Source organism: Pseudomonas sp. microsymbiont 2 (assembly GCF_054788395.1).
This window is the reverse complement of sequence record NZ_CM139112.1, coordinates 5,585,426-5,609,423: the sequence shown is the minus strand read 5'-3', so window position 1 is coordinate 5,609,423 and position 23,998 is coordinate 5,585,426. Positions and strand designations below refer to the sequence as shown.

17 protein-coding genes and 1 pseudogene are annotated in these 23,998 nt (G+C 64.4%); 3 read left to right on the top strand and 15 right to left on the bottom strand.

The genetic code is table 11. The features are described 5' to 3' along the window. The first annotated feature begins 32 nt into the window (after positions 1-32). A complete protein-coding gene (locus ACYUME_RS25150; RefSeq protein WP_279885182.1) occupies positions 33-353 on the top strand; it encodes a DUF2388 domain-containing protein in 321 nt (106 codons plus the stop codon). Next, a complete protein-coding gene (locus ACYUME_RS25145) occupies positions 350-2,308 on the top strand; it encodes a DUF7844 domain-containing protein (protein WP_460417445.1) in 1,959 nt (652 codons plus the stop codon). The genes ACYUME_RS25150 and ACYUME_RS25145 overlap by 4 nt, the downstream gene beginning before the upstream one ends. 163 nt (positions 2,309-2,471) lie before the next feature. Here ACYUME_RS25145 and ACYUME_RS25140 read toward each other — a convergent pair whose 3' ends face one another. Then, complete coding sequence (locus tag ACYUME_RS25140; protein WP_460417443.1) at positions 2,472-4,562, bottom strand: TonB-dependent receptor; 2,091 nt, start codon at positions 4,560-4,562, stop codon at positions 2,472-2,474. Between the two features lie 539 nt (positions 4,563-5,101). On the opposite strand from ACYUME_RS25140, the gene ACYUME_RS25135 reads away from it, so the two are divergent. Beyond that, on the top strand, positions 5,102-6,421 hold the full coding sequence (locus ACYUME_RS25135) for an OprD family porin (RefSeq protein WP_279885178.1): 1,320 nt from the start codon (positions 5,102-5,104) through the stop codon (positions 6,419-6,421). A 30-nt stretch (positions 6,422-6,451) separates the two neighbouring features. On the opposite strand, the gene ACYUME_RS25130 is transcribed toward ACYUME_RS25135, so the two are convergent. The 14 genes and pseudogenes from ACYUME_RS25130 to ACYUME_RS25065 form a co-directional block, all read right to left on the bottom strand. Next, entirely contained in the window at positions 6,452-8,122 is a 1,671-nt protein-coding gene (locus ACYUME_RS25130) for an FMN-binding glutamate synthase family protein (RefSeq protein WP_460417441.1), read from the bottom strand. Between the two features lie 185 nt (positions 8,123-8,307). After that, complete coding sequence (locus ACYUME_RS25125; protein ID WP_279885175.1) at positions 8,308-8,442, bottom strand: hypothetical protein; 135 nt, start codon at positions 8,440-8,442, stop codon at positions 8,308-8,310. A 138-nt stretch (positions 8,443-8,580) separates the two neighbouring features. After that, on the bottom strand, positions 8,581-8,922 hold the full coding sequence (locus ACYUME_RS25120; protein WP_460417439.1) for a hypothetical protein: 342 nt from the start codon (positions 8,920-8,922) through the stop codon (positions 8,581-8,583). Between the two features lie 371 nt (positions 8,923-9,293). Further along, positions 9,294-9,719: pseudogene (locus ACYUME_RS25115) on the bottom strand (hypothetical protein); the annotation flags it as partial. A 56-nt stretch (positions 9,720-9,775) separates the two neighbouring features. Beyond that, a complete protein-coding gene (locus tag ACYUME_RS25110; protein WP_460417437.1) occupies positions 9,776-10,303 on the bottom strand; it encodes a hypothetical protein in 528 nt (175 codons plus the stop codon). Continuing rightward, complete coding sequence (locus tag ACYUME_RS25105) at positions 10,300-14,622, bottom strand: RHS repeat-associated core domain-containing protein (RefSeq protein ID WP_460417435.1); 4,323 nt, start codon at positions 14,620-14,622, stop codon at positions 10,300-10,302. Before ACYUME_RS25105 ends, ACYUME_RS25110 begins: the two co-directional genes overlap by 4 nt. A gap of 7 nt (positions 14,623-14,629) precedes the next feature. Then, positions 14,630-15,064 (bottom strand): DcrB-related protein, encoded by a 435-nt coding sequence (locus tag ACYUME_RS25100; protein ID WP_460417433.1) that lies wholly within the window; start codon positions 15,062-15,064, stop codon positions 14,630-14,632. Positions 15,065-15,076: 12 nt separating this feature from the next. Beyond that, the gene (locus tag ACYUME_RS25095) at positions 15,077-17,014 is read right to left on the bottom strand and encodes a type VI secretion system Vgr family protein (RefSeq protein ID WP_279885168.1); all 1,938 of its coding nucleotides are present in this window, start codon (positions 17,012-17,014) and stop codon (positions 15,077-15,079) included. Between the two features lie 11 nt (positions 17,015-17,025). Then, positions 17,026-19,701 carry a type VI secretion system ATPase TssH gene (tssH, locus tag ACYUME_RS25090; protein ID WP_460417431.1) on the bottom strand — a complete coding sequence of 892 codons (2,676 nt, stop codon included), beginning with the start codon at positions 19,699-19,701 and terminating at the stop codon, positions 17,026-17,028. Beyond that, the gene (gene tssG, locus ACYUME_RS25085; protein WP_460419450.1) at positions 19,694-20,743 is read right to left on the bottom strand and encodes a type VI secretion system baseplate subunit TssG; all 1,050 of its coding nucleotides are present in this window, start codon (positions 20,741-20,743) and stop codon (positions 19,694-19,696) included. Before tssG ends, tssH begins: the two co-directional genes overlap by 8 nt. Next, a complete protein-coding gene (gene tssF / locus ACYUME_RS25080; RefSeq protein ID WP_460417430.1) occupies positions 20,707-22,569 on the bottom strand; it encodes a type VI secretion system baseplate subunit TssF in 1,863 nt (620 codons plus the stop codon). The genes tssG and tssF overlap by 37 nt, the downstream gene beginning before the upstream one ends. Next, positions 22,566-23,081 carry a type VI secretion system baseplate subunit TssE gene (gene tssE, locus ACYUME_RS25075; RefSeq protein WP_460417428.1) on the bottom strand — a complete coding sequence of 172 codons (516 nt, stop codon included), beginning with the start codon at positions 23,079-23,081 and terminating at the stop codon, positions 22,566-22,568. The genes tssF and tssE overlap by 4 nt, the downstream gene beginning before the upstream one ends. Then, complete coding sequence (locus ACYUME_RS25070; protein WP_460417426.1) at positions 23,075-23,494, bottom strand: hypothetical protein; 420 nt, start codon at positions 23,492-23,494, stop codon at positions 23,075-23,077. Before ACYUME_RS25070 ends, tssE begins: the two co-directional genes overlap by 7 nt. Further along, a complete protein-coding gene (locus ACYUME_RS25065) occupies positions 23,491-23,925 on the bottom strand; it encodes a type VI secretion system amidase effector protein Tae4 (protein ID WP_460417424.1) in 435 nt (144 codons plus the stop codon). Before ACYUME_RS25065 ends, ACYUME_RS25070 begins: the two co-directional genes overlap by 4 nt. Positions 23,926-23,998: the final 73 nt, after the last annotated feature.

Sequence of the window (23,998 nt, the reverse complement as noted above, 5' to 3'; positions counted from 1 at the left end):
ACACGACTCCCTTGCATTCCCGGAGATGCTCCATGCGTAAACCGCTGATCGCCGCCACCCTCGGCATGCTGCTGCTCGCCGACCTGGCCCAGGCACAAACCCTGGTGGCCACCAGCAACATCATCGTCCGCGCCTTTGGCCGTTCGATCGATTTCACCTCCGATACCACCACCTCGATCCGCGACTCGAAGGTGGTTCGCGAAGCCCATGACGACGCGGCCAGCTTCGTCGCCAGCCATGGCGATATCCGTGGCGCCCAGCTGGAAGCCGCCTTCGACACCCTGCGCGCGCGCGTCCCGGAGGCCCGTGACGCCAGCGACCAGGTGCTGGCCGAAGCCATCCTCGCCCTGTGAAGCGCGTGCGTGCCTGGCTGCTGGGCTGCGCCCTGACGCTGCTCGGCACGCCCGCCCTGGCCGACCTGCAACTGGTGTTGCAGGCCGATGGCCTGGCCCCGTCCGAGCGGCAAGCCACCCAGACCTTGCTGGATGAGGCCATGGCCAAGCTGCCACCGCGCTTCAAACAGCAACTCGACCGGCAGATCCTGGTTGGCTGGACCGCACGCATGCCCGAGGACGCCTATGGCCAAGCCTCGCCGGTCGCCAGTCTGGACCTCAACCGGCGCCTGTTGCCAGGGCTGGTGGACGGCAGCGCGGCCCGCGAAAAGACCAACCGCCCGCATGGCACGGTTCGCGAAGAACTGCTGGCCACCGTGCTGCACGAACTCACTCATATCTATGACCGCGCCCGCCTTTGGCCGACCGCCGAGCGCCAGCTGATCACCCGCTGCAAACGCCAGCAGGGCGCGCTGGGCAAGGTCGGACTGCCTCAGGACTGCCGTGGCCAGGGCGAACGCCGCTTCACCCTGAGCGATGATCCGCGCCTGCTGGACCTGGCCGGCTGGCCGCAGTACGTCGGTCGTCGCGGCGAGCGCGAGCAGCACAACGGCCAGCTGGTTCGCAGCCCGGACGCCTACGAGCTGAGCAGCCCGAAAGAGTTCGTCGCGGTCAACATGGAGTATTTCCTGCTCGACCCGAGCTACGGCTGCCGACGCCCGGCACTGAACCAGTACCTGCGTGACCACTTCGGTTGGGCGCCGCCGCAGGACGCTTGCGTGAAGGGCCTGCCGTTCCTCAACGCCGGCAACGACTTCGCCCGCCAGCCCCTGGGTGAAATCGACCCCGAGCGGGTCTACGAGGTGGACTACCTGCTGGCCGAAGCCAACCAGAACTGGGTCAGCCGCTGGGGCCACAGCATGCTGCGCCTGGTGATCTGCGCTCCCGGTCGCCCACGCGGGCCGGCCTGCCGCCTGGACCTCGACCAGAGCCTGGTGCTGTCGTACCGCGCCTTCGTCAACGACGTGCAATTGTCCAGCTGGGACGGCCTGACCGGCGCCTATCCGTCACGGCTGTTCGTGCTGCCGCTGGGGCAGGTGATCGACGAATACACCAAGACCGAGCTGCGCAGCCTGGCCTCGGTGCCGCTCAAGCTCAGCCGTGGCGAGATCGAGAACCTGGTGCGCCAGGCCGCCGAGATGCACTGGAGCTATGACGGCAGCTACTACTTCCTGTCCAACAACTGTGCGGTGGAGTCGCTCAAGCTGTTGCGCAGCGGCACTGGCAATCCAGGCTTGAACGACCTCGACGCGATCATGCCCAACGGCCTCCTTGAGGTGCTCAAGGGCCGTGGCCTGGCTGACACCAGCGTGCTGGACGATCCGCGCGAGGCCCTGCGCCTGGGCTATCGCTTCGACTCCTACCGCGACCGCTACCAGGCGATGTTCGAGGTGCTGCGCAAGCAGTTGCCGATCCGCCAGGCGACCGTCGAGGACTGGCTGGCGCTGGACGCCGAGCAGCGCCGTCAGTGGTTCGACCGCGCCGACCTGCGTACCAGCGCGGCCTTGCTGCTGCTCGAGCAAGCCGGCCTGCGGCGTCAACTGTTGCTGGCCCAGGATGAGGTCAAGCAGCGCTATTTGAGCGGACGCCAGCGCAACGACGGCAGCTTCGACAAGGCCAACGAAACCTTGCAGGCGATGTTGGCCAACAGCGGATTCCTCAGCCGTCCGGCGGAGTTGCTAGGGGCTGGGGGCTATGGCCTGCCGCAGCCGGCGGAGCGCAAGCAGCTGGAGCAGGTGAGCAGCGAACGCCAGGCACAACTGCTGCGGCTGAGCACCGACCTGGACCAGCAGGTGAGGGCGCTGCTGGGGCCGGAACGGGGCAGGGAGATCAAGGCGGTGGAGGCCAACATCAAGCAGGTTGGCGAACACCTGAGGGCGTTGCACAAGGCGGCTGGGGGGCTGCAGCTGCCCTGATCCAAGCACTGCCTGCGGGAGCAGCTGGCTTGTTCAGGTGCTTCCATTTGCGGTGATCCCCCGTGGGGCTTCAGCCGGTGCAAAGCACCGCGTTGCTTGCTTGGCGGCGGCTCGGCGCCCCGATGAACCCGCTACCACACCGGTTGCGCCGCCCTCAAATCACTCAGAAGCTGTAGGTCCCGGTCACCACCAGGCTACGTGGGTCGCCGATCTGGATCTGCCCGGCGCTGGTCGCCGAGCTGTAATAGGTCTTGTCGGCGATGTTGCTCAGCGCCGCGCGCACGTCCCAGTCATGGGTGCGGTAGCCCGCCAGGGCGTCCCAGCGGCCGTAGCCCGGCAGTTTCACGGTGTTTTGCGTATCGGCGAAGCGGTCGCCGACCAACGTCAGGCCGGTTTCGGCATACCAGCCCAGCTCAGGTTTCCACGTCACGAAGAGACTGGCATTGCGTTTGGCGACGTCGTTGATGCGATTGCCTTCCTGGCCGTTGTTGTCCTTGACGATAGTCGCATCCTGCAGACCGATACCGCCACGTACGTACCAGTTGCCAACCACATTGCCGGTCGCCGTCAGTTCGATACCTTTCGAGCGCTGCAAGCCTGTCAGCAGAATGGTTTCTCGGTCGAGCGGGTCGCGGGTACGACGGTTGTACAGCTCGATTTCATACACGGCGAGGGTGGTGCTCAGGCGCTCGTCGAACCATTCGCTCTTGACCCCGATCTCCTTCTGGCGAGTCTGCTCGGGATCGGTATGGTTGGTATTGCCGGCCGCCTGCGGCGTGACACCGATCAGGCCACCGCCCACAGGGGCATAGCTTCTGCTCCAGGAGGCATAGAACGAATGGTCTCGCCATGGGGTGTAGACCACGCCCACCCGCGGGCTGACGCTGTTGTCTTCGACCTTTTCCGACAGGTTGCTGAGCTTGCTGGTCGTTTCCACTTCGAAGCGGTCGAAGCGCACCCCGGCCAACAGTTGCCATTGATCGTTCAGGCGAATCTGGTCCTGCAGGTACAGGCCAGCGCTGTCGACGTTGGTCAGGTTGTTGCTGGAGGTGCGCATCAGGCCATTGTGCTGGTAACGCTCGGTGGCACCGCTCAGTGGTACCGAGAGCACATTGACGCCCTGCTCCAGCACCGAGTGGCGACGCTGCTCGCCCACCTCCACGCCCACCAGCAGCGTGTGTTCGAGACCGTAGGTCTCTACGCGACCTTCAAGCTCCACGGTGTTGTAGATGTTGCGGGTGTGCAGGTCCTGCTGCCAGCGCTGGCGGCCGACCAGGCCGGTGGCCGGGGTGTAGCCGGTCAGGTAGGTGTTGTCGAAATCGCTGTCCAGCTCGAACAGGCTGAAGGTGTGGCGCAGTTGCCACTGCTCGTTCAGCTCGTAGTTCAGTCGCGAGCGCAGCGATTGGGCGCGGTCGTCGATGTAGTCGCGCTCGGTGTCGCCATAGGTGGTCTTGCGGCTGACGTCGGCCGGGCGCCCGGTCAGCGGATTGCCGGGGATGCCGCGATCGGGGGTGCGGTTGTAGCGGCTGTATTCGTACTGCACCAGCCAGTTCAGGTCAGGGGTGAGCTGCCAGCTCATGGACGGGGCGAACAGTTGGCGGTGGTTGCCATCGATGCCGTCGCGGAAGCTGTTCTTGTCTTCGTTGCCCAGGTTCAGGCGCAGGCTGAGGGTATCGCTCGGATCGGCGCTGAGGTCGGCGTACAGGCTGCGCAGGTCCTGGCTGCCGCCCTGGGCTTCGATGGTCGAGCGGCGGCCATGCTCCGGCGCCTTGCTCACCCGGTTGACGATGCCGCCTTGGCTGCCTCGGCCATAAAGCACGGCGGCCGGCCCCTTGAGCACCTCGACCCGTTCGATGTTGTGCAGGTCGCGGGTGTACTGGCTGTCGTCGCGGATGCCGTCCAGGTAGAAGTCGTTGCTGGCGTCGAAGCCTCGAATGCGCAGGCTGTCGAAGCGGGTGTCGGCGCCGCTGCTGACGTTGGGGATGCCTTCCAGTGCCTTGCCCAGATCGCTGCTGCCGTAGTCCAGCACGTTGCGCGTCTTCACCGAGTCGATGGCCTGGGGGACGTAGCGGGCAGGCGTCGAGGTGCGGGTCGCGGTGGTCACGTCCTTGACCCGCGGATTGTCTTCTTCGCGGGTACTGTCGGCGGTCACCGAGGTTTCCGGCAGGGTGGTGGTGGCGGCAGTGGCGAGGCCGGCGCTGCACAGCAGCGACAGACCCAGGGTCAAGGGCGAAAGGCGGCAGGGGGCAAGCATCAGAGGCGTCCGATTAAGGAGTGAGAAATTGGGCGCGAATGGTAATGCTTGTTATTTGCTGTTGCTTGCCTATTCGTAAAGGCTTGTCTTTACATTTGTATCAAGATGTTGCTATTCGTTTGGATCCATTTTTGTTTTAAGAAAGTCCGAGTGAGTGATTTTCGCGGGCTCGTTTGCGTGAGTCTGGTCGCGATGCGGCGCCCATCGATATGACAGTTTTACGTCTGTCGCTCGATTTGCATAAAAGAGACAAATTTGCGCTGACCCAGGGCAGATATGCATGGAAATGCACCAGTGTGGACCTCGTTTTTGGTTATATCGACCTGCATTTCACGATTTTTTGACATGTATAAGCAGGCAGGGCTAGGATTCGGCGTCTACGCCTGCTGGCCATGACCTGGCCATGCGGCTGAAAGACCCGTTGCAGAGCAACCACGGGCCTTTCGGCTTGGATCCGCATAGCGTCGAACCTACGAAGGGGCGTTGGTTCTGGGCGTTCGAATGCAGAGCGTTTTTGATTACGAAATAAGGAAAATAAAATGTTGAAAACCAGGATCAGCCTGGTCGCCCTGGCGATGATCGCCGCGACCCAGGCACAGGCCAATGAGCAGGCCGAAAGCAAGGGCTTCATCGAGGACAGCCACGCCAACGTCCTGCTGCGCAACGCTTTCATCAACCGTGACAAGAAGCACGGCACCAACGACCAGTCCCAGTGGGGCCAGGGCGTCATCGCCAACTTCTCCTCCGGCTTCACCCAGGGCACCGTCGGTGTTGGCGTCGACGCCTTCGGCCTGTACGCCGTGCGTCTGGATGGCGGCAAGGGCCGCAACGGCGGCGGCGGTATCGACTTCTTCAAGCGCCACAACACCGTCGATGCCGACGAGCAGAGCAGCTCCGAGCACGACATCGCACGTGGCGGCGCGGCCGTGAAGTTCCGTATCTCCAACACCGTGCTCAAGTACGGTGACCAGATGCCGGCCCTGCCGGTCCTGCAGTACGACGACGCACGTCTGCTGCCAGAGAGCTTCACCGGCACCATGATCACCTCCAAGGAGATCAAGGGTCTGGAAATCAACGCCGGCCGCTTCACCCAGGAAGCGCGCAAGAGTGCCGAACGCCGTGATGGTGGCGGCCTGAAGTCGATCAACGTGCTCGGCGGCAGCTACAAGTTCACCGACAACTTCACCGCGTCGCTGTACACCGCCGACAACGAAGACGTGATGAAGAAGCACTACCTGGGCCTGAACTACGTCTTCCCGATCGCCAGCGACCAGTCCCTGACCCTGGACTTCAACGGCTACAAGTCGGACATCGACAGCAAGTACGTGCGTGCGGCCAAGCTCAACGGCGACTCCAACACCATCTGGAGCCTGGCGGCCACCTACGCCTACGGCCCGCACTCGTTCACCCTGGCGCACCAGCGCAGCACCGGCAGCACTGGCTACAACTACGGCTGGTACCAGAACGACGGTGGCGTGGGTGACGGTGGTTCGACCATCTACCTGGCCAACTCCTACTGGTCCGACTTCAACGCCGAGGACGAGCGCTCCTGGCAGCTGGGCTACGGCCTGGACTTCGGTGCCTTCGGCGTACCGGGTCTGACCTACAAGCTGGCCTACGTGGTGGGTGACAACATCAACACCCGCAACGCGAAGAACCCGCAAGGCTTCGGCGAAGGTAAAGAGCGCGAGATCTTCAGCCAGGTACGCTACGTGGTGCAGGAAGGTCCGGCCAAGGACCTGTCGGTCAAGCTGCGTGGTTCGTTCCTGCGAACCAACAACGCTGTCCAGCAGAACGGCTACAACGACGACGGCAACGAAGTCCGCGTATTCGTCGAGTACCCGATCAGCATCTTCTGATCCTGATCCAGCGTCACCCGCAGCCCCGGCCTATGCCGGGGCTGTTTCTTTGCGGCGCACGGCAAGCTCGGCCGGCGCCACCTCGATTTCCCCCGTCTGCGGCGCAAAGCTGTCACTGCGCGCCATCCGCCACATCCGTGCATAGAACTCGCTATCGATCGCGCCGCTGAGCAGCTCGCCCGGCTTGAGGAAGGTATGCAGCTGCGAGAACAGGCTGATCTCGCTCGGGCTGATGCGCCGGGCCAGGTGCTTGGGCTTGAGCTCGTTGGGATGGTCCAGGCCGGCAGCGGCAAGCATCTCGGCCAGGGCATGCAGGGTGTTGCGGTGGAAGCTGGCGACCCGCTCGGCTTTCTCTGGCACCACCAGCGCCCGCTGGCGCAGCGGATCCTGGGTCGCAACGCCGGTCGGGCATTTGTTGGTGTGGCAGCTCTGTGACTGGATGCAGCCGATGGCGAACATGAAGCCGCGCGCCGAGTTGACCCAGTCGGCGCCGATGGCCAGCACGCTGGCGATATCGAAGGCACTGACCAGCTTGCCTGCCGCGCCGATGCGGATGCGTTCGCGCAGGTTCAGGCCCACCAGGGTGTTGTGCACGAACATCAGCCCCTCGCGCAGCGGCACGCCCATGTTGTCGGAGAACTCCCGGGGCGCCGCGCCAGTGCCACCTTCCTTGCCATCGACGACGATGAAGTCCGGCGTGATGCCGGTGGCCAGCATGGCCTTGGCGATGCCCATGAACTCCCACGGGTGGCCCAGGCAGAACTTGAAGCCCACCGGCTTGCCGCCGGACAGTTCGCGCAGCCGGGCGACGAATTGCAGCAGCTCTCGTGGCGTGCGGAAGGCGCTGTGGGCGGCCGGCGAGATGCAATCCTCGCCTTCGCGCACGCCACGGGTGGCGGCGATCTCGGCGCTGACCTTGTGGCCGGGCAGGATGCCGCCATGCCCGGGCTTGGCGCCCTGGCTGAGCTTGATCTCGATCATCTTCACCTGGGCATCGGCGGCCTGCTCGGCGAAGCGTTCGGGGTCGAAGTGGCCGTCCTCGGTACGGCAGCCGAAGTAGCCACTGCCGATCTCCCAGATCAGATCGCCGCCGTGCTCGCGGTGGTACGGGCTGATGCTGCCCTCGCCGGTGTCATGGGCGAAGCGGCCCAGCCGCGCGCCCTTGTTCAGCGCGGCGATGGCATTGGCGCTGAGGGCACCGAAGCTCATGGCCGAGATGTTGAAGATCGACGCCGAGTACGGCTGGCGACACTGCGGGCCGCCGATGCGGATGCGGAACGAGGCCGGGTCGGGCGTCGCTACCGGCAGCATCGAATGGCTGATGAACTCGAAGCCCGGCTTGTAGGCGTCGTTGAGGGTGCCGAAGGCTTTCTCGGCGCTTTCGTTCTTGGCCCGGGCGTAGACCAGCGAACGCTGGGCGCGGGAGAACGGCAGCTTGTCGTCGTCGCCCTCGATCAGGTACTGGCGGATCTCCGGGCGGATGGTCTCGATCAGGTAGCGGATGTTGCCCAGGATCGGGTAGTTGCGGCGCACGGCGTGGTGGCGTTGGCGCAGGTCGTTGAGGCCGACCAGGCTGAGCAGGGCGCTGATGACGGTGAAGGGCCAGAGCCAGCTGTGCGCAAGCAGGAACGGGACGCTGGCGAGGGTGGAGACCAGGCACAGGAACAGGCAGGCATAGCGGCTGGGGAGCGAGTCTTTCATGGGTCCATCGCAGGCGGGATGACCCGGCCTAGGATAGGCAAAGGCTGCGGAGGGAAAACCTGGGGTTTCGGTAAAAGACTGTTACTCGACGCGGAATTGCCTTGGAGGAGTACGCACGGTCAGGTTTGACCGGAGCCAAGGCGCCGCTCTCCAATCAGGTGAACTGGATGAAGAAGAAGCCGGCTTCATCGCCTTGCTTGCCGCGCCGTGCCTGCCTGTCGACATACAGGTAGCCGCTCCAGCTTGCCTTCTTCTACATCGTCATAGAGGCGGTCGAGCTTGGTCTCATGCTTTTCGTAGAGTTGTTGCCAGTCGGTCATCAGATAGCGGTTCCCCGTCCGAGGGCCTGGTTCAGGTTCCCAAGTGGAGACCTGAAGCAGATATCCAGTTCTTTGCGCTGACCTCAAGTCGATCATGTCAGGATCACGCAGGAGAGGTTTGGTGTCCCTTCGACGGTATCAGCTAGCGCTCAGGCCGATCCTGCCACATAGATAGATGAACAGTTGCTCGGCGAGGGTGTCGGCATGCTCTGCCTTGAGCAGCAACGTGAAGAAATAGTACTCGTCGAACAGTCTTTCAACGTCGCCAGGCGGGATCAGGTAGAAGTCCACATAGGCTCGGTAGAGTCGTTTGACGTCTTCGGAGATTTGCTCAAGGTCAGCGGGAAGGTTCGTGACATCATAGAAGATCCTCTTGTAGTGCTCCTGGTCGTCACTGATCTCAATGTAGGGAACACGGCGTTTTTCGCATTGCTCCCAATGAGCCCTCTGCAGTTTGCTGATGTGGTAAGTGAAGTTCATCATTGAGAATTCTGGGCTTCCAACCAGGCAACAGGACGTCGTCCTTCAAAGACCTCGAGTCTTTGCCCAGGGCGAAGTAAATCTTTGGGCGCGTTCTGTACTAGGAATCGGGCAGTTCCAGCACCTACCCGATGGCCATTTTCAATCCGATTGTCAGTGACTTGAAGCACTACACTCCAGGTAACTGATGTCCCGTCTGATCCTTCCTGTGGTGCGGTAATGACGTAATAGGTCTGGCCGAAAGGAAGTTGCGCCTTCCCCCCCTCATTCTCGTCTCGCCAGTGGATGTTGACGTTGACACTGTCGTTTTCCATTGAGTCACTTCCCACATGAAATGCTGCGTGCCCAACGAGGTTTCACGCGAGCACGGTTTCTTCCTGTTCTTCGGCCTGCGCGTCACCGCCCCCGCCACTGGCCGGGGCCGAGGGGGCGGTGACCACGCCGGCCGCGCGCGCGGCGCGCTTGCCGTTGGTCTTGGTGTTGGGCGAGCCACTGACGATGGTGGCCTGCACGGTCGGCGGGAACAGGGCGTTGCCGATGCCCTCGCATAATCGACTGAGCCCGGTGTCCGCGCCGGTCTTGGCCATGACCACGCCGACCACCAGGCCCACGACCGCGCCGAGCACGAAGCAGCCCAGGCCGCCGGTGACCACGGTAATGCCCAGTGCCGCAGCCACCGCGGCGGTGGCCAGGGCGCCGATGGCGACGACTTCCAGCACCCCGCCGACGATGTCGGCCATCAGCGAGGTATGCATCAGCGCGTCGCCTTCGCGGGCGGCCCAGAGTGCGTCAGGCATGGTGATGGCAGTTGCTTGCGATTATCGAGTTCAGTTCGGTGGTGTCCAAAAAGTCGTCACCTGCTGCTCGCCTGGCTCAACCCTGTCCGGAATTCGCTGATCAGGGTAAGTAACTGGGCATATTCGAACGTGGCGAACTGATCGGCGCGAGAGGCCTGCTTGAGGTCATTGAATGGCAGGTCGTCGATGTCCCCCTCAAGACGCCACATGATGCTTCCACGCATGTCGTCCAGGCGGTAGGAGAACACCAGGTAACAATCGAACAGCGTACCGCACGTAACGAAATAAGGACGGGCTTGCTCGCTGAAGTCCTTGCTGTCCTCTTCATCGTAGGAACTGAGGTCACCGTCCAGTTGCATGAACAGTCCTCGCTCGTCCAAGTGCTGGTAGCGCTGCGTCAGTAGAGGCTTCTTTACCAGATCCTCCAGGCACCCCAAAAGGTAGCCATCGAGGTAGATCAAGTCCTCCAGGCTGCCAAGGGGCTGCCCTTCGAACCAGAGCCTGCCATGCCCCATCAGAGGGGCCTGGGATGTCACCTCGTACTCGATGGCAATTGTGAGTTTGTTTCCGATCACTTGGGTCACAGTCCACACCCTTTCATTTTCTGTGCATACCTTGGAACGTTCTTTTTATCGATCGCACGCGGACGACCATTGATATCCTTGCCATCCGTCGAGCCATTCCAGTGGAAAGGCTTGGAGCCATCGCCCGCACTGCTCTGGAACCTGTGCCACACCGCTTTTTTGCCATCTCCCACTTTAGTCCAGCGAGTTTTTGGATCATCTGGGTCGGCAACGCTGTGCTTGAACAATTCTTCATGCTCCGCCGGCAGCACGCTTTTGGACGAGTTGAACGGTACTTGGCGATTGGGCAGATAACCAGGCTCATGGTGTCCGGGGTTCTCATAGACGGCCTCCAGCCCCCAGGGATCAATCCAGGTCAGAGGGCTTGGGCTGTATTGATAGAGATTGATACCACCTGCCAGCCCAATGGGATCTGGCTGGGTGAAGCGGCCTACCTCCGGATCATAGAAGCGGAAGGTGTTGTAATGAAGACCTGTTTCCCGGTCGAGATATTGGCCTTGGAAGCGCAGGTTCTGTTCGTAAGGTGAGCTTCGTTCTTCCTGCCAGAGTTGCCCCCAGGCACTATGTCGGCCTTGCCAGGCAATCGCTCCTTGAGCATCGGAGAGTTTCTCGGGGAGCCCGTTCAGGTGATTGTGGTAGTAGTTGACCTGATGGTGCGCACCGTTGTCGTCGACGCGGGCTAGCGGCTCATGTCCATCGCCCACGTAGAGGTAGAGGCAGCTGCGTGACTGGCTGCGCTCCATGAGAAGGCGAAGGCCATCCCAGGTGAACGTGGTTTCGCTCAGCATGAGTCCGCTGGCCTTGTCACGATTACGTTTGGCAATCCGACGCCCCAGAGGATCGTAGTGCATTGTCACCACGGTCTCTCTGCCTTGGCGTAAATTGCGGACCTCGATCAGGCGGTGCTGCGCGTCATAGCGGAAGAATTGGCGGCCCCATGTACGGCTGTGCTTTTCGACCAGGCGTCCGAAGCCGTCATAGCGATAGCGTTTATCCTTGTACGTCACTAGCTGGTTGTGGCGTACGGCCAGGGATTTCGAGGGTTGCTCGACCAGGTTGGCAGCCGGATCGTAGCTGAACGTCTCGTGCTGCGCGCTCAATGGCCCATGTGCATTCGTGAGGCGCCCGGCGGCGTCATGATTGAACCATTGTTGGTGCGTGAATGTTGGTTGCTGGCTGATCTGGGCGTGCAGATTGCCGGCGTCGTTGTACTCGAAACGTTGTTGTAGTGGTGACGGTAGCTGGGCAGGCATCTGCGCAGGTCGGCACAGCCGTGAACGTAGACGGCCACAGCGATCGTACTCGCTTCGAGTCGTCAGGCCGCCTTGGGTGCGCATTACTTCTCTGTGCAGGCGATCTCGCTCGAAGTCGCTGATGAGAAGGTCATCAAGATTCAGCTGGTGGAGATGCCCGCTACCGTAGTACAGGCGTTTGATCTGACGTCCATCGGGGAGCGTGGTTTGAATGATGTTGCCGAGTTCGTCGTGATGGTGGGCGAGGCTGCCGGTCTCATTGGTTTCACTGACGAGCTGGCCGGTGGCGTCATATCCGAACATCAGCGTCTGTGTTTCGCACTGGTCGTCAGTGGCACTGACTTGCACCAGCCGATCACCGTCGTCATAGCGGTAGTAGGTAATACCGTCTGCGGTGCGTTTGCTCACGAGGCGGCCGACCGCATCCACAGACAGGCGATGAACGATAGGATCTTCCTGATTGATGCCAGGGGCCGGGTTGAACCGGACCTCATGGATTTCGTCGAGGTGCCCATAGGCGTAGCACAGGCTGCTGCCATCGAGATTTCGTTGTGTCGTCAGGCGATCTCGAGCATCCCACTGAAAGACGTATCGCTCGCCATTTTCGTTGGCCAGCCACTGTAGCCGGCCATAGCTGTCATGGTGCAACTGCACCGAGTTGCCATTGCCGTCCGTACGGCCGGTGATACGGCCATTCTGATCGTAGGTGTAACGAGTGACATGACCTGCTGGGCTGACATGACGTATCAGCTGACCCTGATCATTTCGCTCGTAGCGCTCTGCGCGACCATCGGGGTAAGTCTTGCCCAGCAGGCGGCCATGGAGGTCATGTACGTAATGCAGGGGTTCTCCCAGTGCATTGATGATGGTCTGAACATGGCCGTGTCGGTCATAAATGAAGCGTGTGGTGTATCCCGAACAGTCGGCATGTTCGCGCAGCAGCCCGTCGTCATTCCATTTTTGATGACGGCTCTTGCCCATCGCATCGACGACCCGCAGCGTCTGGCCGTGGTCATCGTAGTGAAAGCATGTGGTGTGGCCCAGTGGGTCGACCTTGCGGATGCAGTTGCCCCGACGGTCATAGGCGAATCGCCACTGGCTGCCATCACGTTCGGTTCTGAGTTTGGGTAGCGACCAGTGCTCAAGCCACTGGGTCGATTCGCTGCGACCCAGCGGATCGATGGTCTGCGCGAGATTGCCCGATTCGTCATGGAAGAACAGCCACTTGCCGCCCTTGGGGTTGGTTGCCGACAGCAACTGACGATCGTCATTCCACTCGAAATGCCAAGTCAGTGAGAGTGCATCGGTGAACTCGACGATCTGGTACTGGCTGTTCCAGCGTCGCGTGCTGACGCGCTGCAGACCGTCTATGACCCGGGTAAGACCAGCGTCCACGTCGTATTCGAAATGATACTCGTCACCTAGGCTGGTCCAGTGATGGGCAACCCGCCAGCCATCGGGGCTCAGTATCCAGCTGTAGAAGCAATGCAGGCCGGCGATGGTCCGGTGCTCGATCATGAGGCGCTGCTGGTCATACTTGAAGTGCCGCTGCGAGTGACCTTCAGCATCCATCACTTCGGCGAGATCGCCGTATTCGTCGAAGCCATAGCGCACGAGCACTTGTGCGCTGCCATCGGCGAACAGCCGCTCGATACGGCTGACGCGCCTGCACCAGCGACTGTCGTAGTGCAATCTGACCATGGGGTTTTCGAAGGTGTCAGACAGCAGTACCAGGCGACCTAGTTCGTCATAGTCCAGGTTGACGCGGTTATCGTTGCGGTCTCCGAGCTTTGTCAGTCGCAGGTGTTGAGGAGCGCTGGGCGAGGGTTGGAACAGACGATAGAGTCCGCTCTCGATGTCTTCGATCAATAGCTCGCCGTTCCGGGCGCGGCGTACACTCAGGCCTTCAGCTGCACTGAATACCGCATCGCCGAGTGCGATCATGCCCATGTCGATCAGGCGCCCTTGCTCATCGGTGTAGACCAGCCGGTCTGCTTCTACGGCGACGAATGCTTCGTAGGGCACGCTCCAGCTGGCACCAAACATCCCTTCGCGCCGTTCGTCGCGGCTGTTGTAGATGCGTTGCCAGGTGACCGGAAAATGCGCCGCCAGGGTGAAATCCAGATCATCCTCGCCCGCCAGTATCTTGGCCCCCGTAGGAGCATGCACTGGGTTGGGGGCGCCGACGATCGCTCGGGTCAGCGCTCCCGTCACTTGACTGGTTACGAAGCTGGTGACACCGCCAATCAGCATGCACCCGAACTTGCTGTAGAACTTCCCCCCCCGCCCCCGCAACATCATCAACGCCGTGATCGCCAAGCCGATCCCCGGCGTCTTGCCACTGCGGATTTCACGCACCACGATCGGCTCGCCGCCGATGCGCACGTTGTCCGACACCAGGCCGCCATCGACGATCACCGCCTCGCAGGTGCTGCGATCACCGCTGCGACAGGCCGGGTGGCCGTTGATCAGCACCTTGCTCGAGCCCTCGGCCAAGTACTGCGGCGGCATCGGCGGGTGCTTGGTGCACAGCACCTTGTCGTCGGGGGCTTCCTGGGTGTTGGGCGCGGGGCTGGCGACGGTCGGCCGCCACATCTGCGAGAAGAAACCCTTGGCCATGTCGAGGAAGGTTTCTTCCTGTTCTTCGGCCTGCGCGTCACCGCCCCCGCCACTGGCCGGGGCCGAGGGGGCGGTGACCACGCCGGCCGCGCGCGCGGCGCGCTTGCCGTTGGTCTTGGTATTCGGCGAGCCGCTGACGATGTTGGCTTGCACCGATGGCGGGAACAGGAAGTTGCCAATGCCCTCGCATAATCGACTGAGCCCTGTGTCCGCGCCGGTCTTGGCCATGACCACGCCGACCACCAGCCCGACCACCGCGCCGAGTACGAAGCAGCCCAGGCCACCGGTAGCCACGGTGAGCCCCAGCGCCGCGGCCACCGCGGCGGTGGCCAGGGCGCCGATGGCGACGTTGGCGGCGACTTCCAGCACCCCGCCGACGATGTCGGCCATCAGCGAGGTGTGCATCAGCGCGTCGCCTTCGCGGGCGGCCCAGAGTGCGTCGGACATGGACGGGTCAGCCCAGGTTGTCGAAGTCGATGGACTGCTTGATCGCCGCCCAGTGCGTCGCCTCGGCGTCGCCCAGCGGGGTCGGCTTGACATAGCTCAGGGCGAACATCTTGCGCGTGCCCGGCAGCACCAGCGCCAGCTGGTACTGGTAGACCTTTTCCTGGCCCTTGCTGAACTGGCTGCTCAGCTCGATCGCCTCGATCGGCTGGGCCGCGCCCACCTGTGTGGCGCGGGCCGGCTGGAACTGCAGGTCCTTGACCTGCTGCTGCAGGCGCTGCAGCTGGCCGTCGAAGTTGCTCTGCAAGGTCTCGCCCTCTTCGAGCAGGCTGCGGCTGACGATCAGCGAGGTGCCCAGCGCCTCGAAGCGCAGGATGTTGATGCTGGTATCGCGCACCTGCGTGTCGGGCAGGGCGAAGCGGAATTCGTTGAGGCGGTAGCTCATGGTTCGGTCTCGTTACTTGCCGGCGCCGGGGAAGAGGGCCTTCACCGCGCCGTCGATGGTCGATTTCACACCCTGGCTCTGCGGGTCGGTCTGCGCGCCGCTGCCCACGTTCAGGTCCAGGGTGCCGCCGGTGTTGATCTCGGCGTCGGCGTTGGCGTGGAAGCTGAACTGCTCGCAACTGATGTTGATCTGCCCGCTGGCGTTGAGCTCGATCACGCTCTTGCCGCAGACCAGGCGCAGGTTCTCGCCGACTTCGATGAGGTAGCTGGTGCTGACGCTGTCGGTCTTGCTCGCGCCGACCAGCAGCATGTCGTCGCGGCGCACGGCGCGGATGCGGTCCTGGCCGATGGTGATGGTTTCGAGCATGCCGACCGTCTGGGTTCGATTCACCCCCACCGACAACGTCTCGCTCTGCTCCACCACCGTGTCCATGTTGCGTTCGGCGTGCACGTACAGCTGTTCGGCGCCCTTCTTGTCCTCCATGCGGATTTCATTGAAGTTGGCCGGGCTGCCGCCCTTGCTCGAACGGCTCTTCATGCCGCTCTGGGTGGCGCCGCCGGGCAGGTCGTAGGGCACGGTCTGTTCGGCGTTGTACACGCGTCCGGTGATGATCGGCCGGTCGGGGTCGCCTTCGAGGAAGCTGACGATGACTTCCTGGCCGATGCGCGGCACCTGGATCGAGCCCCAGTTCTTGCCCGCCGTGGCTTGCGATACGCGAATCCAGCACGAGCTGTTCTCGTTGGACTGGTCGTGACGGTCCCAATGGAAGTGCACCTTCACCCGGCCGTACTGGTCGGTCCAGATCTCCTCGCCGGACGGGCCGACCACCACGGCGGTCTGCGGGCCCTTGACGATCGGCCGCAGGGTGCTGCCGACCGGGCGGTAGCTCTGTTGGGCGTCAATGCAGCTGAGGTTGCTCTCGAACTGCGCCGCGCCGCTGCCGCCACCGCTTTCCAGGCGTTCCTGATGCACGTAGTAGCGGGCCGCGACGATCAGGTACTCGCGATTCTGGTCCTGGCGGCTGAAGTTGCTCAGGTTGAACAGGTGGCCGCTGCCCAGGCCCCGGGCATTGCCGCGCAGCTCGACTCGCTCGTGCAGGCTCTGCAAAGACTCAAGGCGGGTGCGCGCGTAGTGTTCGCCATCCTGGGTCTGCTCGTAGGCGCCGGGGTAGTCGTACAGCGGGTAGTCGCCGGCCTGGTGCGGACGCGGCATGGTCGAGCGCACGTCGATGCGTGCGCTGGGGCGCTGGAAGTCGTAGTCGTTGAGTTCCAGCGAGCCTGGCTGGACTTCCTGGGCCAGGTGCCAGTCATTGATATGGTCGCGTTCGCGGTGCTGGCCGTCCGGTGGATAGTAGGGCACGGTCTCGTAGCCGGGCGCCTTCTGGTGCGCGCCGTAGGCGTCGGCCAGCACCAGCACGTGGCGCTCCTGCTCATGGCGGAAGAAGTAGTAGATGCCTTCTTCCTCCATCAACCGGCTGACGAAGTCGAAGCTGGTCTCGCGGTACTGCACGCAGTACTCGCGCTCGCGGTAGGCGCGGCTCAGGGCGTCCTCGAAGTCCGAGAAGCCCAGGTCGCGGAACACCTGCTTGATGATCTGCGGTGCGCTCAGGTGCTGGAAGATCCGGCAGTCGCTGGTGCGCGTCAGCAGCCACAGCCACGGGCGCAGGGTGACGCGGTAGCTGGCGAACTGGCCCTGGTCCACCGACTGGCTGCAACGGGCGACGATGCCGTGGAAGTGCCGCGACGTGGCGACGCTCTGCTGCACGCTCAGGCTCATGGGCTTGCCCAGCAGCTGGTTGAGGTCGATGGCCGGGTCGTCGCTGGTCAGCTGCAGCTCGTAGTCGAACAGGCGGCCAAGCTCTTCGCTGCCGCCCATCTCGGCCAGGATCAGCTTGTCCGGCCCCAGCGGGCTGTTGATCTGCGCCAGGCGCGTGAACTGCTTGAACAGCATGGTCGGTCCTGTCAGTCGGCGGCGCCGAAGTCATAGTGCAGGTCATTGTCACGACGGCTGATGGCCACGCTGGCCAGCGGCTTGCCCTCGAGCAGGCGGGTGAGGAACTCGCGGCTCATGTCCGGCAGCAGGCCGTTGGTGAGAATGGCGTCGATCATGCGGCCACCGCTTTCGGTCTCGGTGCAGCGCGAGACGATCAGGTCCACCACGCCATCGTCGTAGGCGAAGCCGACCTTGTGCGTGCCTTCCACGCGCTTGCGGATGCGCTCCAGCTGCAGGCGGGTGATGGCCTTGAGCATGGCGTCGCTGAGCGGGTAGTAGGGGATGGTCACCAGGCGGCCAAGCAGCGCCGGCGGGAAGATCTCCAGCAGCGGCCTGCGCAGCGAGGTGGCCACGGCTTCAGGGTCGGGCAAGGCTTGCGGGTCCTTGCAGATGTCGGCGATCAGCTCGGTGCCGGCGTTGGTGGTGAGCAGGATCAGGGTGTTGCGAAAATCGATCTGGCGGCCTTCGCCGTCCTCCATCACACCCTTGTCGAACACCTGGAAGAAGATCTCGTGCACGTCCGGGTGGGCCTTTTCCACCTCGTCCAGCAGCACCACGCTGTACGGGCGCCGGCGCACCGCTTCGGTCAGCACGCCGCCCTCGCCGTAGCCGACGTAGCCGGGCGGCGCGCCCTTGAGGGTGGAGACGGTGTGGGCTTCCTGGAACTCGCTCATGTTGATGGTGATCAGGTTCTGCTCGCCGCCGTACATGGCTTCGGCCAGGGCCAGCGCGGTCTCGGTCTTGCCCACCCCGGAGGTGCCGGCGAGCATGAACACGCCGATCGGCTTGTTCGGGTTGTCCAGGCCGGCGCGGGAGGTCTGGATGCGCTTGGCGATCATCTTCAGCGCGTGGTCCTGGCCGATGATGCGCTTGGCCAGGTGGCTGTCGAGGTTGAGCACGGTCTCGATCTCGTTGCGCGCCATGCGGCCCACCGGGATGCCGGTCCAGTCGGCGACCACCGAGGCCACCGCCTGGTAGTCCACGGTCGGCAGGATCAGCGGGCTCTCGCCTTGCAGCTGGCTCAGGCGTTGTTGCAGGTCGACGAGCTTTTCTCGCAGTTCGTGGCTGCCCTGCACATCCACTTCCTGGTCGACCACGCCGACCTGTTCGCGCAGTTGCGCGCGGGTGGCCAGCAGTTCGTCGACCAGGGTCTTTTCTTCGGCCCAGCGGCTTTCGAGCGCGGCCAGGCGTTCGCGTTCCTCGGCCAGCAGGCTGTCGGCCTGGGCCTGGCGCTGCTCGGTGCTGACGCCGATGGCGGCTTCGCGGGCAATGATCTGCAGCTCCACCTCCAGCGCCTCGATGCGCCGACGGCTGTCGTCCACCTCGGCCGGCACCGCGTGCAGGCTGATGGCGACGCGGGCGCAGGCGGTGTCGAGCAGGCTCACCGACTTGTCCGGCAGCTGGCGCGCCGGGATGTAGCGGTGCGACAGCTTCACGGCGGCTTCCAGTGCTTCGTCGAGGATCTGCACCTGGTGGTGTTTCTCCATGGTCGAGGCCACGCCGCGCATCATCAGCAGCGCCTTGGCCTCGCTCGGCTCGTCCACCTGCACCACCTGGAAGCGGCGGGTCAGGGCCGGGTCTTTCTCGATGTGCTTCTTGTACTCGGCCCAAGTGGTCGCGGCCACGGTGCGCAGGCTGCCACGGGCCAGGGCCGGCTTGAGCAGGTTGGCGGCGTCACCGGTACCGGCCGCGCCGCCGGCGCCGACCAGGGTGTGGGCTTCGTCGATGAACAGGATGATTGGCTTGGGCGAGGCCTGCACGTCCTCGATCACCTGGCGCAGGCGCTGTTCGAATTCGCCTTTCATGCTGGCCCCGGCCTGCAGCAGGCCGACATCCAGGCTGCGCAGTTCGACGTCCTTCAAGGCCGGAGGCACGTCGCCGGCGACGATGCGCAGGGCGAAGCCTTCGACCACGGCGGTCTTGCCCACGCCGGCCTCGCCGGTGAGGATCGGGTTGTTCTGGCGGCGGCGCATGAGAATGTCGACCAGCTGGCGGATCTCCTCGTCACGGCCGACGATGGGGTCGAGCTTGCCGCTGCGGGCTTGTTCGGTGAGGTCGACGGTGAAGCGCTTGAGCGCCTCCTGCTTGCCCATCGCCGCTGGGGCCACGGCGCCGCTGGCCTCGCCCGGCGCGGCGGCGCTGAAGCCGTCGCTGGCGGCCAGGTTGTTTTCCGGCGAGTCGCCGACGTACTCGTCGAAGCGCTCGCTCAGGGCCTCGATTTTCAGCTTGGCGAACTCGCTGGACAGCCCCAGCAGGGCGTTGCGCAGGCTCGGGGTCTTGAGGATGCCGACCAGCAGGTAGCCGGTGCGCACCTGGCTTTCGCCAAACATCAGGCTGCCGTAGACCCAGCCGCGCTCGACGGCCTCTTCGACCTGGGAGGACAGGTCGGTGATCGAGGTCGAGCCGCGTGGCAGGCGGTCCAGGGCGTCGGTCAGGTCGCGGGCCAGGCGCGCCGGCTCGACGTTGAACTGGCGCACGATGCGATGCAGGTCGCTGTCTTGCAGTTGCAGCAACTGGTGCAGCCAGTGCGCCAGCTCGACATAGGGATTGCCCCGCAGCTTGCAGAACACCGTGGCGGCCTCGATGGCCTTGTAGGCGACGCTGTTGAGTTTGCCGAACAGCGCGGCGCGGCTGATTTCACCCATGGTCCTGACTCCTTGTGTGGGGCGCGGCGACCGGCTGCTCGGCGTAGTACCGGGCCAGCTCCAGGTCGTTGGCATCGTGCGACGGGCGGCCGAGCCAGGTGTCGAACCCCAGGCGTTGGCCGGCATTGAGTTGCAGCGCGGGCACCTGGCCCTGCGCGAGGATGAGGTTGAGGTCCCAGTCCAGCTCCTGGCCCAGGTACTCGGCGACCCAGGCCGCCAGCTCGACGAACGCCTGCCCGCCGGGGAGCAGGGCGTGGTACTGGTCGAGGGTCAGCGGGCCCAGGCACAGGCGGAACTTGTGCTGGCGGTCCCAGACGTAGCGGCCCAGGCACAGGTCGACGCCCAGGCGGTTGGCGCGCACGCCGAGCTGGCTGCGCTCGGGCAGTTCCAGCCATTGGCCGACGTATTCCTCGAGCTTCACCGGCACGCCGAAATAGCTCGACAGGATGCTGCACAGACCGTCCGGGTAGCGGGTCTGCGCCGCCAGGTGGCCGGACCAGTGCAGCTTGGCGGTATCGGCCAGCGGCCCCTGGCCTTGCAGTTCCGCTTGGCCGCGGCCACTGAGGGCGGCCAGGCGCGCGGCCCAGTAGTCGTCGCCAGGGCGGTCGTGGCTGACGGTGGGCCGGGCTTCGGCCCAGGCACGGTAGAACAGGCTCAGCAGACGGTGGTGGAAGATGTCGAGGAAGCGCTTGCTGGTCGGGTCGGCGTGGTTGCGCTGGCGCTCGCGCATGTACTCGGTCAGGTGCAGCGGCAGCGGGCCGTTGGGGCCGCCGAGGCCGAAGAAGAACTGCTCCAGGCGCGCCGGCTGATCGTCGTTGGCCGTGACCGAGGCCAGCGTCGCCGGGGCGAAGCCGCAATCCAGGCGCTGGCCCAGGCGCACCGGCTCGTCGGCCAGGCGCAGCGAATGGCCGAAGCGCGGCAGCTCGGGGTTTTCCGCCTCGAGGCGGCGCAAGGCCTGGAAGAAGTCGTACTCCCAGGGCTCGGCCTGCATGGCCTGTAGCGTGTTCACAGGGTTGGCCTGCGTCCGGGCTTGGCGTTCCAGCGCATGATCTCGCCACGTTCGCTGGTGCGCAGCACGGTTTCGGTGAAGCTGTTGATCGACACGTAGCGGGTCAGGAAGCGCTCGAACACCGCGCCCAGGAGGAACACCCCGGTGCCGCGGAAGGCGTTTTCGTCGAATTCCAGGGTGATCTCCAGGCCACGGCCAAACACGATCGGCCCGGGCATCGGCAGGCGCCGGGTGCAGGGCTTGCAGCTGACCTCGCGCAGGCCGTCGATCTGCAGTTGCAGGGCGCTGTCCTGCGGATCGCCATACAGGCGCAGCAGCTCGCGCAGGGCCGCGGCCCCCTGACCTTGCTCGGCCAGTGACAGGTAGTTCAGCGACAGCTGGCTGATCAGGCGCCAGGCCCGGTTGTCGTGGGCATGGCTGGCCTTGGGCCGGCTGGGGCCGGCCAGGCAGCGCACGGCGGACACCGGCGCGCTGTCGGCCAGGCTGAAGTCGCTGCGCCCGTCGCCGACGTTCATGAACAGCGGCAGGTCGCGATTGCTGCACAGCGCGCCGATGCCCAGCTGGCGCAGGTCGTGGCGGTACGGCGCCTGCTGGCTATCGACCAGGCTGACGAAGGTCTCGCTGCCCATGTAGCTGGAGCGGGTGCCGTTGCGCCGTTGTTCGCTGGACAGCACCCGTGGCTCGCGGCGGACGATGTAGTAGGCCTGGTCACGGCCATAGCGCGACGGGTCGCGCACGGCGTAGAACGGCAGGAACACCTGGTCCGGCCCGGTGCCGTGGCCGCTGACCTGCTGCAGCGAGTGGATCTCGAAGTCGGTGGGCCGGGTGCGATCGGCGATCACATGGTGTTCGTGAACCCGGTCGGTCAGGTGGATGCGGTCGACACGGCGCGGGAACAGGTTGATCGCCGGGGTACAGAAGGGGACGAACTGTGCGCTGCCCACGCTGCTTTCCAGCGCGGAGTCGAAACGCTCGAACAGCACCAGCAGCTCCAGCTCCTGGCCGTCGCAACGTTTGACCGCACGCTGCAATCCGGTGAAATCGACGAACAGGAAACGCTGCGGCAGGGCGAAGTATTCCTGCAACAGGCGATAGCCCTGGAACGCCTGGGGCACCACCGGCAACGCCGCTTCGCGGTCATCGAAGCCGCACGGCAGCAAGGCTTGCTCGACCGGGATGCGCTCGACCCAGTCGGCCCCCGGCTGACGCGCGAACACCGCGCAGGCGCTGCCCAGCAGTTGCTCGTACAGGCGGAAGGGCGTTTCGTCGGCGCCGTTCAGGTACAGCGGCAAGTGCGTCAGCGGCAGGCTGGCGAAGGGGATTTCCGCGCCGCTGCGCAAGGTCAGGCGCAGCCCGGCGCGGGCCTTCGGTTCGCTGGCGGCCAGGCGTCCGAGCACGGCGGCGGGGTTGCCGAAGTATTCGGCGCTGGCCACCTGCAGTGGCCACAGGGTGACATCCTGGGTGGTGCGGAACTCGCACGGCGTCTGCGAGTTGCGCCCGAGGTTGGCGCGCAGCACGCTGTCGCGCGGTAGCTGGAAACCGGCGGCCAGCGAGCCCTCGTCGGGGTCGGTCTGCAGCTGGACCACGGTCATCGACGGGGTCGGCGCCAGGTAATGCGGGTAGGCGATTTCCAGCAGGTTGTGGGTGAAGGTCGGGTACTCGGCATCGAGCTTGAGCTGCACCCGCGCGGTGAGGTAGGCGAAACCTTCCAGCAGGCGTTCGACGTACGGGTCGGCGCATTCGATCCCGGACAGCGTCAGGCGCCCGGCAATCTTCGGGTATTCCTTGGCGAACTCCGCGGCACCCTCGCGGATATGCTGCAGCTCCTGGTTGTACAGCTCGAGCAGGCGCGGGTTCATGGGCGTCTCCGGCGTTCGGCGGGGGCCACGCGCACGTGTCCCGACTCCAGGTCCACGTCGGTCTGCAACAGCAGCGGCAGGGCCGCCGGCTGGGCCCACAGATCGCCCTCGATTTCGAAACTCAGCGCGTTGGCGTTCATCTCGCCGGGCGCGGCCTGGGCGCGCACCTTGAGGGTATGGGCGAGGATGCGCGGCTCGTAGGTGGCGATGGCCTGGTGGATGATGCGCTCCAGCGCCACCAGGTCGATGTTCGAGGCGCTGTTGCCGGCCAGGGCCGGCAGGCCGTAGTTGACCACCGAGACACCGGCCTGGGTGTGCAAGGTGTCATGGCTGTCCAGCAGTGACGTGGTGTTGAGCAGCCAGGCCAGGTCGCGCAGCACCGAGGCCTTGAGCTGCTGCAGGCTGAGCACGCGCTTGTCGGGGGTTTCCTGCGGGTTGCCCGGATCGTCGTCGGTCAGGCGATCCAGCAGCGACGGCTGCAGGCGGTCGCGGGTGGCGATCTCGGCTACCACTGGAACAGCCCCACGAAGTTCTTCTGGTCCTCGACGCCGGTATCGCACGACGCGCTCGGCGCCGCGACTGAAGCCTCCAAACCGGCCTGGATCAGGCGCACGGCGCGGGAGGTCTTCAGGCATTCGCCCTTGAGGGTCGGGTGCGGCTGCACATGGGTCACCAGCACGATAGGCACGCCGTTGAACTGTTCGACCCGGGCCTTGCCGGCGCGATCTGGGCTCAGGCTGCACGGCCAGCGCATGTCCAGCGGCAGGTTTTGCTCGCCCTGGCTGAGGACGCACTGGCCCGCCTGTTCGCTCAGGCTGACAGGCGTACCGCCCATGTCGGCCTGGGTCAGCAGTCGCGGGTTTTCGGCGTCGGCGCAGGCACTCAGGCCCATCAGCAGCAGGCCGGCGAGGCTCAGGCGCTTCATGTCAGCTCCCAGAACCAGACCGCCTGGGACTGGTACGCGTCATCATTGAAGCCCTTGGTCAGGCCGCGGTTCCACAGGTCGATATGATCGCCCGAGCGGTCTTCCCAGCGTTGCCCGTTACGCGCATAGCAGTTGCGGTAGAAGATGATTCCGGTCTTGGTGCTGAGCTGGGCACGAGCCTGAGCGGTGCCGGCAATCTTCAGCGGGTAGAACAGTCGCCCTTCCAGCCAGTTGGCCAGGGACTCCGCGCCACGGGCGTGGCCGTGGGCGCACTTGGGCTCGGTATAGGTCGACTTGTTGACCTTGAGGCTCATCTCGCCGTTGAGCGCGATGCTCATGCGGATGGCGCACTGGTTGTCCCACGGACCATCGCAGGGGGAGGACACTTTCGGATAGGCATTCCACAGGTTGATGAAAGAAGGCTTGGCCATGATGTCCACCGTGGGCGGGTGAGGCGTGGGGGGAGGGCGCCCGCGCGGTTTTAGGCGCAGCGGGCGCGGTCGG